The following is a 12511-nucleotide window of genomic DNA, read 5'->3' on the forward strand; positions in this document are numbered from 1 at the left end:
AGAATTGCTATGTCCCAGACCCTTCGTGACAACCTTAAACGCATGCTCGCACCCCGGCACGTCGCGTTCGTCGGTGGCCGCAGCATGGCCCGCGCCCTCAAGCGCTGTGCCGAGGGCGGCTACCCTGGCCAGATGTGGCTGGTCAATCCGCAGCACGACAGCCTCGAAGGCGTGCCGTGTGTGCGCAGCATTGCCGAACTGCCGTGCGGGCCGGACGCAGTATTCATCGCCACCAACCGCGACCTGACCCTGACCGCCGTCGCCGAACTGGCCGCCATCGGCACCGGCGGCGCGATTTGCTACGCCTCCGGTTTTGCCGAAACCGGTGCCGAAGGCCAGGCCCTGCAACGGCAACTGCTCGATGCCGCTGGCGACATGGCGTTGCTCGGCCCCAACTGCTACGGCCTGCTCGACTACCTGCACAGCTGCGCGCTGTGGCCGGTGGCCCATGGCGGCAAAGCGGTGGAGAAGGGCGTGGCGGTGCTGACCCAGAGCGGCAACTTTGCCTACAACCTGTCGATGAGCGACCGTTCGCTGCCGATCGCCTACATGGCCTCGGTCGGCAATCAGGCGCAGTTGGGCGTGGCCGAATTGCTCGACGTCCTGCTCGATGAACCGCGGGTCACCGCCATTGGCCTGCACCTCGAAGGCTTGAACAACGTGCCGGGTTTCGCCCGCGCCGCGCACAAGGCGCTGGAGAAGGGCATTCCTATCATTGCCCTGAAAACCGGCGTGTCGCAGATCGGTGCCGAACTGGCCCTGAGTCACACCAGTTCACTGTCTGGTTCCGATGCGCTGTACGACACCTTGTTCGACCGTCTCGGCGTGATTCGCGTCAGTGGTCCGGTGAGTTTTGTCGAAACCCTGAAAGCCGCGGCGTGCGGCGTCCTGCCGGCGGGCAACAGTCTGATTGCGCTGGCCTGTTCCGGCGGTGATGCAGGGTTGATCGCTGACTACGCCGAACGCAATGAGCTGGCGCTGCCGACACTCGATCAAGGACAAGTCGATGAACTGGCGCAAGTGCTGCCCAGCTACGCCAACCTGGTCAACCCGCTGGATTTCACCACGGCGATCTGGGGCGATGGCGAAGCGCTGAACCGCATGCTCGACAGCGCCCTGCGCACCGAAGCCGATGCGGCGATGCTGGTACTGGATTACCCCTCGGAATTCACCGGCGAGCGTAAGGAATGCGACCTGCTGCTGGACCTGTATTGCAAAGCGCTGGTGCGTCACGGCAAGACCGGTTTTGTCACCTCGGCATTTCCCGAATTGCTGCCGGCGCATGCCCGCGAGCATTTGCATCAGCAGGGTGTCGCGGCATTGCAAGGTGTCGAAGACGGTTTGGCCGCCTGGGGCCGCATCGCCGGTTATCAGCGCAATCGTCAGGCCTTGCTGGCCTTGGGCGAATCGGCGCTGGTGCCGTTGTGCCCGCAAGCGCTGGAAGGCGAAGACCGGTTGCTCAATGAATGGGAGTCCAAGCAGGCCCTGCGCGTGTTTGGCCTGCCAACGCCCAACGGCGTCTTGAGTACGCCAGACAACGCATTGCAAGACGCACAAGCGCTGGGCTATCCGCTGGTGCTCAAAGCCGTCAGCGCGCAACTGCCGCACAAGACCGAGGCCGGCGCTGTGGCGCTCAACCTCAAGGACGACGCGGCCCTGAGCGCAGCCCTGGAAAAAATGCGCGCGAGCATTGCCGCGTATGCGCCGGGCGTGGCCTTCGAGCAACTGCTGCTGGAGCCGATGGCCACGCCGCCCTTGGCCGAGCTGATCGTCGGCATCAAGCGTGAAAACGATTTCGGCCTGGCCCTGGTGATGGGTGCCGGCGGCATTCTGGTGGAGATGCTCAAGGACAGTCGCAGCCTGTTGCTGCCGACCACCGAGGGCGCGATTCGCCAAGCCTTGCTGAGCCTGCGCAGCGCGCCGTTGCTGCAAGGCTTTCGCGGTCGCGAAGCGGCGGACCTGGACGCGTTGGTGGCGGCGATCCGTGCCGTGGCCGATTACGCCTGCGAAAACGTCGCGCAACTGCTTGAACTCGATGTGAACCCATTGTTGGTCGGCGCCGATGGCACGACTGCGGTCGATGCGTTGATTCGCCTCGGCCATGCGTGAGGAGCTGAACATGCAAAGCAAAACCTTGACCGGTGGCCAGGCGCTGGTGCGTCTGCTGGCCAACTACGGCGTCGACACCGTGTTCGGCATTCCCGGCGTGCACACCCTTGAACTGTATCGCGGCTTGCCCGGCAGCGGGATTCGCCACGTGCTGACCCGGCATGAGCAGGGCGCCAGTTTCATGGCTGACGGCTATGCGCGGGTCAGTGGCAAACCCGGCGTGTGCTTCATCATCACCGGCCCCGGCGTGACCAACGCCGCCACCGGCATCGGCCAGGCCTACGCCGACTCGATTCCGATGCTGGTGATTTCCAGCGTCAACCACAGCGCCAGCCTCGGCAAGGGTTGGGGCAGCCTGCACGAGTGTCAGGATCAACGCGCGATGACCGCGCCGATCACCGCGTTCTCCGCCGTGGCCCTGACCGCTGAAGACCTGCCGGAACTGGTCGCTCGCGCCTACGCGGTATTCGACAGCGAGCGTCCGCGCCCGGTGCACATCTCGGTGCCGCTGGACGTGCTGTCAGCACCGGTGGCCCGCGACTGGAGCAACGAAGTGGTGCGACGTCCGGGTCGTGGCACGCCAGCGGCCACTGCGCTGGATGAAGCAGCGGCCAAGCTGCACAGCGCCAAACGGCCGATGATCATCGCCGGCGGCGGTGCGCTGAATGCAGTTACACAGTTACGAGAAATCAGCACTCGCCTGGCCGCGCCGCTGTTCACCAGTGTCGCCGGCAAAGGCTTGCTGCCGCCGGACGCGCCGCTGAATGCCGGGTCGTCGCTGTGTGTGGAACCGGGCTGGAACCTGATCGCCGAAGCCGACGTGGTACTGGCGGTCGGGACGGAAATGGCCGACACCGATTTCTGGCGTGAGCGTCTGCCACTCAACGCCGAACTGCTGCGGGTGGACATCGATCCACGCAAGTTCAACGACTTCTATCCCTGCGCCGTGGCGTTGCACGGTGATGCGCAACAGACCCTCAGTGCCTTACTGGAACGCCTGTCGCCGGACATCCGTGATGCCGGCGCCGCCATTGCCAAAGTGGCCGCACTGCGTGAAGCGATTCAGGCCGGCCATGGCCCGTTGCAGTCGATCCATCAGGCGATTCTGCAGCGCATTGCCGCCGAACTGCCGGCCGACGCCTTCATCAGCACCGACATGACGCAGCTGGCTTATACGGGCAACTACGCCTTCAACTCCCTGGCGCCACGCAGCTGGTTGCACCCGACCGGCTACGGCACGTTGGGCTACGGCTTGCCGGCCGGCATCGGCGCCAAGTTCGGTGCGCCGCAACGGCCGGGCCTGGTGCTGGTCGGTGATGGCGGCTTCCTCTACACCGCGCAGGAACTGGCGACAGCGGTCGAAGAACTGGACAGCCCGCTGGTGGTCTTGCTGTGGAACAACGACGCCCTGGGGCAGATTCGCGACGACATGATCGGCCTGGACATCGAGCCGATTGGCGTGCTGCCGCGCAACCCGGATTTCGCTGCCCTGGGCCGCGCGTTCGGCTGCACCGTGACTCAGCCGCAAAGCCTGGCCGAGTTGCAGACCGACTTGCGCCACGGCTTCAAGCGCAACGGCGTGACCTTGATCGAACTCAAGCATGCCTGTGCGCACTGATCTGTATTTCAAGGGGATGAAGCCATGCGCTTTTCCGATCTGACTCAACGCATCGCTGGCGACGGCGCCGCCGCGTGGGACATTCACTACCGAGCGCTGGCCCTGCGCGAGCAAGGCAACGACATTCTGTTGCTGTCGGTGGGCGACCCGGATTTCGACACGCCGCTGCCCATTGTGCAGGGCGCCATCGACAGCCTGTTGGCCGGCAACACCCACTACGCCGAGGTGCGCGGCAAGCGCGCCTTGCGTGAGGCCATCGCCAAACGGCACCGGCAACGCAGCGGCCAACCCGTGTCGGCGGAGGACGTCACAGTGCTGGCCGGTGCGCAATGCGCGCTGTTCAGCGTGGCTCAATGCGTCCTCAATCCGGGCGATGAAGTGATCGTCGCCGAACCGATGTACGTCACCTACGAAGCGGTGTTCGGTGCCTGCGGCGCGATGGTGGTGCCGGTGCCGGTGCGTTCGGAAAACGGCTTCCGGGTGTTGCCGGAAGACGTCGCCGTGCGCATCACCCCGCGCACCCGTGCGCTGGCACTCAACAGCCCGCACAACCCGTCGGGTGCGAGCCTGCCACGGCGCACGTGGGAAGCCTTGGCCGAACTGTGTATCGCCCACGATCTGTGGCTGATTTCCGATGAGGTCTACAGCGAACTGCTGTTTGAAGGCGAGCACGTCAGCCCGGCCAGTTTGCCGGGCATGGCCGAGCGCACCGCGACGCTCAACAGCCTGTCGAAGTCCCACGCCATGACCGGTTGGCGCGTCGGTTGGGTGGTGGCGCCGCCGTCGCTGTCCGCGCACCTGGAAAACCTGGCGCTGTGCATGCTTTACGGCTCGCCGGACTTCATTCAGGACGCCGCCGTGGTGGCGCTGGGAAGCCAACTGCCAGAACTCGAGGCGATGCGCGAAGCCTACCGCCAACGCCGTGATCTGGTCTGTGAAAGCCTGGCCGATTGCCCCGGTGTGCGTGCGTTGAAGCCCGATGGCGGCATGTTCGTGATGGTCGATATTCGCGAAACCGGGCTCAGCGCCCAGGCGTTCGCCAATCGCTTGCTCGATCGGCACGGCGTTTCGGTACTGGCCGGTGAAGCCTTCGGCCCGAGCGCTGCCGGCCATATTCGCCTCGGGTTGGTGGTAGACGCCGCGCCGTTGCGCGATGCCTGCCAGCGCATTGCCCGTTGTGCTCAAGAACTGATGGAGGCTGAGGTTGATGCTTAATCACAAGGCGCTGTTTATTGATGGACGCTGGCAAATCCCGTCGGGGCAGGGCATCGCCGAGGTGATCAACCCGGCCACCGAAGAAGTCGCCGGCAGCGTGCCGCTGGGCGATGAGCGCGACGTCGACAACGCCGTGGCGGCGGCGCGCAAGGCTTTTGCAGCGTGGTCGCGTACGCCGTCCAGCGTGCGCGCCGGCTACATCCGCGCGCTGGCGGATCAACTGCGGGGCCGCGCCGACGAAATGGCCGCGGTGATCACCACTGAGCTGGGCATGCCGGTGCAGTGGTGCCGTTCGGTGCAAGTCGACGGGCCGATCGTGGGCCTGGAGCAATACGTCGAACTCGCCGGTGTGATGGATGAGGTGCGCGAGGTCGGCAACTCGCGGGTGATCCGCGAGGCGGTGGGCGTTTGCGCGTTCATCAACCCGTGGAATTACCCGCTGCACCAGTTGATCGGCAAGCTCGCACCGGCGCTGGCTGCCGGTTGCACAGTGGTGGTCAAGCCGAGTCAGGACACTCCGCTGCACGCGTTTTTGCTGGCGCAGATGATCGAGGACATCGACCTGCCGGCCGGGGTGTTCAACCTGGTCAGCGGGCCGGGTTCCAAGGTCGGTGAAGCGCTGGCCAAACACCCGGACGTGGACATGGTGTCGTTCACCGGTTCCACCGGCGCCGGCGTGCGTGTCGCCCAAGCGGCGGCGCCTTCGGTGAAGCGGGTGTGCCTGGAACTGGGCGGCAAGTCAGCGCTGTTGATCGCCGAGGATGCCGACCTGGAGGCGGCGGTGCGCTACGGCGTACAGGACGTGATGATCAACTCCGGGCAGACCTGCACCGCACTGACGCGCATGCTGCTGCCGGCCAGCCGTTATGCCGAAGCCGTGGAAATAGCCCTGGCAGAAACTCTGAGCTTGCGCATGGGCGATCCGCTCGATCCGCAGAGCTTCCTGGGTCCGATGTGCTCTGCAGGGCAACGACGCACCGTGCTCGACTACATCAAGATCGGCCAGGAGGAAGGCGCACGCCTGTTGTGCGGCGGCGATTCGGCACCGGGCCTGGAGCGTGGTTACTACGTCAGCCCGACACTGTTCGCCGACGTCGATAACCGCATGCGCATCGCCCAGGAAGAAATCTTCGGTCCGGTGCTGTGCCTGATTCCTTATGCCGATGAGGCGCAGGCTGTCGAGATTGCCAACGACTCGCCATTCGGTCTGTCCAGCGGCGTCTGGGCCGGCAGCACTGAGCGGGCCTTGCAACTGGGCCGGCAACTGCGTGCGGGCCAGTGCTTCCTCAACGGCGCGGCGTTCAACTATCAGGCGCCGTTCGGCGGCTACAAACAATCCGGCAACGGGCGTGAATGGGGGGAAGAGGGGCTTAACGAATTCGTCGAAGTGAAGGCGATCCAGGTGTGACAGGCAACGATTCAAGGGATGTTCGCACCGGGCCATGGCCCGGTGTCTTGCGTGGTGTTGAACCGGCATTTCATTAGCTTTTGATCAGGGGCAAATGCACATGAGCGATAACAAAAACAAAATTACTCTAGCGAACCACGAACTCAGTTTTCCGCGCAGAGACTTTCTCAAGTACAGCGCGGCCGCTGCAGCGGTGGCCGGAGCGTTCTCCATGGGCCTGCCGTTTGGCGCCTTCGCCGCAGACGCCACGCCAAAACCGGGCGGTGTGTTGCGCTTGGGCCTGGCCGGTGGCAGCACCACCGACTCCCGCGATCCGGGCTCGTGGAGCGACACCTTCACCTTCGTTGGCTTCTCGGCGGTCTATAACACCCTGAGCGAAATTGCCGTCGACGGCACGGCCATTCCCGAGCTGGCCGAAAGCTGGACCTCGACCCCGGATGCGCGCATCTGGACCTTCAAACTGCGCCAGGGCGTGACCTTCCACAACGGCAAGACCCTGACCGCCGATGACGTGGTGGCGTCGATCCAGCACCACCTCGGCGAGCAATCCACGTCGGCGGCCAAGACCGTGCTGGGCGATGTGGCCAAGGTCAGCGCCAATGGCAGTGACAGCGTGGTGTTCGAGCTGCATTCGGGCAACGCCGATTTCTCTTACGTGGTCGCCGACTATCACTTGGTGATCATGCCGAGCAAGGACGGGGTTGCGGACTGGAAGGTGGGTGTTGGCACCGGCGGTTACCGCCTCAAGGACTTCGAACCGGGCGTGCGCATGACCCTGGAGCGCAGCCCGGATTACTGGAAGCCGGGCCGCGCGCATTTCGCCAGTGCCGAGCTGATCGCCATCGCCGATGGTGCGGCGCGCGTGAACGCGCTGGTCACCGGTCAGGTCGATGTGATCAACAAGGTCGACCTGAAAACCGTGGCGTTGCTCAAACGCAACCCGAACCTGGTCATCGAAGAAACCAAGGGCGCGCAGCACTACACCTTCCCGATGCTCACCGACAGCCCGGTGTTCCAGAACAACGACGTGCGCATGGCGATGAAGCACGCGATCAATCGCGAAACGCTGTTGGCGTCGGTGCTGTACGGTTATGGCCTGGTCGGCAACGATCACCCGATCCAGCCCGGCAGCCGCTTCATCAACACTGCCCTGGAACAACGCAGCTACGATCCGGACAAGTCGCGTTTCTACCTGAAAAAGGCTGGCCTGGATTCGCTCAAGGTGCGACTGCAAGCCTCTGACGCGGCGTACACCGGTGCGGTCGATGCCTCGGTGCTGTTCAAGGAGCAGGCGCGTGCGGCCGGGATCGACATCGACGTGGTGCGCGAACCGGCCGACGGCTTCTTCTCCAATGTCTGGATGAAACAACCGTTCACCACCTCGTTCTGGTACAGCAGCCTGACCGCCGACCGCATGTTCAGCATCGGCTACGCCAAGGGTGCGGCGTGGAACGAAACCCACTGGGACAACCCGCGCTTCAACCAATTGCTCAACGCCGCCCGTGGCGAGATGAACGACCCGTTGCGCCGCGAGATGTACAACGAAATGCAGTCGCTGTGCCGCGACGACGGCGGGGCGATCGTGCCGCTGTTCGCCAGTTCCGTGGCGGCCCGTTCCAACCGTGTCGCCCATGGTGGCCAGACCGCGCCGTATGGCGAATTGGATGGCCTGCGGGTGATCGAGCGTTGGTGGCAGGCGTAAACGAGATTGTCAAAACGGTGAAGATCAAATGTGGGAGCGGGCTTGCTCGCGAAAGCGGTGTGTCAGTCGACATCAACGTTGAATGTCCGTCCGCCTTCGCGAGCAAGCCCGCTCCCACAGTAGATAGGCGTGGTCTTCACAAGCGTGCCCATTTCGAGGAACTGTGCGGTGAATAGTATTTTCAAGTTGCTCCTGCAGCGTTTGGCATTGGGGCTGTTATCGCTGTTTGCGGTGTCAGTGATCATTTTTCTCGCGGTCGGCATGCTCCCGGGCGATATCGCCCAGGCCATGCTCGGCCAGTCCGCCACGCCGGAGACCGTGGCGGCGTTTCGTGCGCAACTGGGTCTGGACCTGCCGCCGCTGACCCGCTTCGGGCACTGGATCTGGCAGTTGCTGCATGGCGACCTCGGCGTGTCGCTGGCCAACCAGCGGCCCATCGCCGATCTGGTGGCGACGCGCCTGGGCAACACCTTCAGCCTCGCGCTGCTGGCAGCGTTGGTGTCGGTGCCGCTGGCCTTGCTGCTGGGGATGCTCGCCGCGTTGTATCGCAACAGCTGGTTCGACCGTTTGCTCAATACGTCGGCGTTGAGTGCGGTGTCGTTCCCCGAGTTCTTCGTCGCCTACATCCTGATCCTGGTGTTCTCGGTCAAACTCAACTGGTTCCCGAGCATTTCCAACCTGGCGCCGGACGCGTCCCTCGGCACGGTCCTGGAACGCTCGGTGCTGCCAGTGGCGACCCTGAGCCTGGTGGTCATCGCGCAAATGATGCGCATGACCCGCGCCTCGTTGATCAACCTGCTGGCCAGCCCGTACATCGAAATGGCCCGGCTCAAGGGCATCAGCCAGTCGCGGATCATCTTCCGCCACGCCTTGCCCAACGCGCTGGCGCCGATTGTCAACGTGGTCGCGCTGAACCTTGCGTACCTGGTGGTCGGCGTGGTGGTGGTTGAAGTGGTGTTCGTCTATCCGGGACTCGGCCAATTGCTGGTGGACTCGGTGGCCAAGCGCGATATCCCGGTGGTGCAGGCCTGCAGCCTGATTTTCGCCGCGACTTACATCCTGCTCAACACCAGCGCCGATGTGCTGTCGATCGCCAGCAACCCACGCCTGATGCATCCGAAGGGGTAGACCATGAGCCTGTTCAAACAATTATTGCGGGCGCCGCTGAGCGCGAAATTCGGGCTGCTGGTGATCGTGCTGTACATCCTCGTCGCGCTGTTTGCCCCGCTGCTGGCGCCGTTCGGCGAAACGCAAGTAGTCGGCGAGGGCTTCGCGCCGTGGGGCGGACAGTTCCTGTTGGGTACCGATAACCTGGGGCGCGACATGTTCAGCCGTCTGGTCTATGGCGCGCGCAACACCCTGGGCATAGCCTTCCTGACCACGGTGTTGGCGTTCCTGCTCGGCGGCCTGAGTGGTCTGATTGCGGCGATCAAGGGTGGTGCGATCGATCAGGGTCTGTCGCGAGTCGTCGACATCCTGATGGCGATTCCGCAACTGATCTTCGCCTTGCTGATCCTCAGTGTGGTCGGCACTACGGCGACGTCGCTGGTGCTGGTCATCGCGCTGCTGGATGCGACCCGGGTGTTTCGCCTTTCAAGGGCGGTGGCGATGAACGTGGTGGTGCAGGACTTCGTCGAAGCCGCACGCCTGCGCGGTGAAGGCCTGTGGTGGCTGGTGACCCGCGAGGTGCTGCCGAACGCGGCGGCGCCGCTGATTGCCGAATTCGGCCTGCGGTTCTGCTTCGTGTTTTTGTTCATCAGTGCGCTGTCGTTCCTCGGCCTGGGCATCCAGCCGCCGACCGCCGACTGGGGCAGCATGGTGCGCGACAACGCCGTCCTGATCACCTTTGGCGACATCAGCCCGTTGCTGCCCGCCCTGGCCGTGGCGTTGATCACGGTCAGCGTCAACTTCGTCGTCGACTGGATGCTGCACAAATCCAGTGGCCTCAAGGAATGCTGAACATGACGACCTCCAAAACGCTACTGGAAATCCGCGACCTGCACATCGAAGGTCACTACGAAGACGCCTGGCACCCGCTGATCAAGGGCATCGACCTGACCCTGCAACGCGGCGAAGTGCTGGGGCTGATCGGTGAATCGGGGGCGGGCAAGTCGACCCTCGGCCTGTCGGCCATGGGCTACACCCGCGACGGCTGCCGGATCACCAGCGGCTCGGTGCATTTCGACGGCATCGACCTGCTCAAAGCCAAGCCCGAAGCCCTGCGTAAACTGCGTGGCTTGCGCATCGCTTACGTCGCGCAGAGTGCGGCGGCTTCTTTCAACCCGGCCCATCGCTTGATCGACCAGCACGTGGAAACCGCGGTGAAAAACGGCGGCATGAGCCGCGCCCAGGCCATGACCGAAGCGGTGGAACTGTATCGCGTGCTGCGCCTGCCCAATCCTGAAACCATTGGCCAACGTTATCCGCACCAGGTCTCCGGCGGGCAGTTGCAGCGCGTCATGACAGCCATGGCCATGGCCTGCCACCCGGACCTGATCATCTTCGACGAACCGACCACCGCGCTGGACGTTACCACCCAGATCGAAGTGTTGGCGGCGATCCGCGATGCCGTGGCGACCTTCGGCAGCGCCGCGATCTATATCAGCCACGACCTGGCGGTGGTGGCGCAAATGGCTGACCGGATCATGGTGTTACGCCACGGTAAATTGGTGGAAGAGGCCGAGACCCGCCAGATGCTCGACGACCCGCAGGAGGACTACACCAAATCGTTGTGGGCCGTGCGCAGTTTCCGCACCGAGCCCAAGGCCTTGCCGCCGCAGGAACAGCCGTTGCTGGAATTGCGCAAGAGCTGCGCCAGTTACGGCCATCAACCGGTGCTGCACGATGTGTCGCTCAAGCTTTATCGCGGCCAGACCCTGGCGGTGATCGGCGAGTCCGGCAGCGGCAAAAGCTCGACGGCGCGGCTGATCACCGGTTTGCTGCCGCCGACGTATGGCGAGGTGCTGTACGACGGCGCGCCCCTGCCGGCGGACTTTCGTCAACGCAGCAAGGAACAATTGCGCCGCATCCAGATGATCTACCAGATCCCGGACACCGCGCTCAATCCACGCCAGCGCATCGTCGACATCATCGGCCGGCCGCTGACGTTCTACCTCGGGCTCAAGGGCAAGGCCATGCGCGCGCGGGTCGCCGAGTTGCTGGAGATGATCGAACTGGACCCGGCGACGTTCATGGAGCGCCAACCCCGTGAACTGTCCGGCGGGCAGAAACAGCGCGTCTGCATCGCCCGGGCACTGGCGGCCGATCCGCAACTGATCATCTGCGACGAAGTCACCTCGGCCCTCGATCAACTGGTGGCCGAAGGCGTGCTCAAACTACTCAACCGTATTCAACAACAGCTCGGCGTCGCCTACCTGTTCATCACCCATGACGTCGCCACCGTGCGCGCGATTGCTGACGAGGTGCTGGTGATGCAACGGGGCAGGGTGGTGGACCACGGTTCGCGCAACGCGATCTTCACCCCGCCGCACCACGACTACACCGGGCTGCTGTTCTCATCGGAACCGCAAATGGACCCCGACTGGCTCGACCGTCTGCTGGCCAGTCGCGCCGCCACGAATTCAAATCCTACGCTGGAAAAAGTCTAAGGAATCACCATGAAAGTATTGATCGTCCACGCTCATCCCGAGCCAAAATCCTTCACCGCCGCCCTGCGTGATCAGGCGGTCGCCACCCTCGAGGCCCAGGGCCATGAAGTGCAGGTCAGCGACCTGTACCAGATGAACTGGAACCCGGTGGCCAGCGCCGACGACTTCTCGTCGCGGGAAAATCCCGAGTACCTGGTGTATGCGCTTGAGCAGCGTCTGGGTGTGAAAAGCCAGTCGCTGGCGGCCGACATCCAGGCCGAACTGGACAAACTGCTGTGGGCCGATCTGTTGATCCTCAACTTCCCGATTTTCTGGTTCTCCACCCCGGCCATCCTCAAGGGCTGGATCGACCGGGTGCTGGTGTCGGGCATCTGCTACGGCGGCAAGCGCTTTTACGATCAGGGTGGGCTCGCCGGCAAAAAAGCGCTGGTGACCGTCACGTTGGGCGGCCGCGACCACATGTTCGGCGACGGCGCGATACACGGTCCGCTGGAGGACATGCTGCGGCCGATCCTGCGAGGTACGCTGGCGTACGTCGGCTTTGATGTGCTGGAACCGTTTGTGGCGTGGCATGTGCCGTACATCAGCGATGAGGCGCGCAAAGACTTCCTGGCGGACTATGCCAAGCGCCTGGAGCATCTGAATGACGAGCACCCCTTGGTGTTTCCGAAGCTGTCGCAGTTCGACGAAAAGCTCTACCCGCTGAGCCATCCCGTTGCCGTGGATGCCTGAACGACTGGCCTGATACACACATGACCCTAATGAAATGGCTACCCCCGCCGCCCCCTGTGATCGCCCACTAAGCTTTCACCGGGGGCTCATCGGAGATTGTTGCCATGAACAAAGTAGCT

At 63.8% G+C, this 12511-nt stretch carries 9 protein-coding genes; all 9 read left to right on the forward strand.

The features are described from left to right. Positions 1-9: 9 nt before the first annotated feature. On the forward strand, positions 10-2109 hold the full coding sequence (locus ACIPL2_RS29695) for an acetate--CoA ligase family protein (protein ID WP_401362789.1): 2100 nt from the start codon (positions 10-12) through the stop codon (positions 2107-2109). Between the two features lie 10 nt (positions 2110-2119). Beyond that, complete coding sequence (locus tag ACIPL2_RS29700) at positions 2120-3727, forward strand: 5-guanidino-2-oxopentanoate decarboxylase (RefSeq protein WP_401362792.1); 1608 nt, start codon at positions 2120-2122, stop codon at positions 3725-3727. A gap of 24 nt (positions 3728-3751) precedes the next feature. Further along, the gene (locus ACIPL2_RS29705) at positions 3752-4942 is read left to right on the forward strand and encodes a pyridoxal phosphate-dependent aminotransferase (protein WP_401362794.1); all 1191 of its coding nucleotides are present in this window, start codon (positions 3752-3754) and stop codon (positions 4940-4942) included. Further along, positions 4935-6350, forward strand: a complete 1416-nt coding sequence (locus tag ACIPL2_RS29710; protein ID WP_401362797.1) for an aldehyde dehydrogenase family protein — start codon at positions 4935-4937, stop codon at positions 6348-6350. The genes ACIPL2_RS29705 and ACIPL2_RS29710 overlap by 8 nt, the downstream gene beginning before the upstream one ends. Before the next feature lie 100 nt (positions 6351-6450). Beyond that, a complete protein-coding gene (locus ACIPL2_RS29715) occupies positions 6451-8052 on the forward strand; it encodes an ABC transporter substrate-binding protein (protein ID WP_401362800.1) in 1602 nt (533 codons plus the stop codon). 168 nt (positions 8053-8220) lie between these two features. Then, positions 8221-9180 carry an ABC transporter permease gene (locus ACIPL2_RS29720; RefSeq protein ID WP_401362803.1) on the forward strand — a complete coding sequence of 320 codons (960 nt, stop codon included), beginning with the start codon at positions 8221-8223 and terminating at the stop codon, positions 9178-9180. A 3-nt stretch (positions 9181-9183) separates the two neighbouring features. Continuing rightward, positions 9184-10011, forward strand: a complete 828-nt coding sequence (locus ACIPL2_RS29725) for an ABC transporter permease (RefSeq protein ID WP_401362806.1) — start codon at positions 9184-9186, stop codon at positions 10009-10011. Between the two features lie 2 nt (positions 10012-10013). After that, positions 10014-11660 carry an ABC transporter ATP-binding protein gene (locus ACIPL2_RS29730; RefSeq protein ID WP_401362809.1) on the forward strand — a complete coding sequence of 549 codons (1647 nt, stop codon included), beginning with the start codon at positions 10014-10016 and terminating at the stop codon, positions 11658-11660. 9 nt (positions 11661-11669) lie between these two features. Beyond that, the gene (locus tag ACIPL2_RS29735) at positions 11670-12392 is read left to right on the forward strand and encodes an NAD(P)H-dependent oxidoreductase (protein WP_401362812.1); all 723 of its coding nucleotides are present in this window, start codon (positions 11670-11672) and stop codon (positions 12390-12392) included. Positions 12393-12511: the final 119 nt, after the last annotated feature.

Origin of the sequence: Pseudomonas sp. NPDC086251, from assembly GCF_044746405.1 — a bacterium.
GTDB lineage: Bacteria > Pseudomonadota > Gammaproteobacteria > Pseudomonadales > Pseudomonadaceae > Aquipseudomonas.